We start from the raw sequence: 336 nt of genomic DNA on the forward strand, positions 1-336 counted from the left end.
TGGCCGTGACGATGGGCCTTCGATGGTGTTTAACGCCATTACCCCCGAGGGCCTGCTGCCGATCGGCACGGGCAATGGCATCAACCGCTCTGGTGGCGAGCCGGTTTCGAGAGAGCACATTGCCTTCAAGCTCGAAGGCGACAGCGCTGTGCGCATTGGCAAGCTTGACGCGCCTGGCGAGGTGCCCCCGACCTTGCACAACCTATTGGGCTTCGATCAGCGCTGGAAAGAGGAAAACACCCTCCCAAAGTCAGCTCCCACAGCGGCACCGTCAGTACAGCCGAGCGATCCACGTCCGGTGTAAAACGCAAACAGCAAAGCAACTCATCATGAAGA

The 336-nt window shown here is 59.5% G+C and carries 1 protein-coding gene; it reads left to right on the top strand.

Annotated elements, in window-relative coordinates; genetic code table 11:
• Nucleotides 1-304, top strand: a 304-nt coding sequence (locus ALO64_RS20565) for a hypothetical protein (protein ID WP_328586227.1), incomplete at its 5' end; no start/stop codon positions are given.
• Between the last annotated feature and the right edge of the window lie 32 nt (nucleotides 305-336).

Origin of the sequence: Pseudomonas meliae (assembly GCF_001400515.1) — a bacterium.
Classification (GTDB): domain Bacteria; phylum Pseudomonadota; class Gammaproteobacteria; order Pseudomonadales; family Pseudomonadaceae; genus Aquipseudomonas; species Aquipseudomonas amygdali.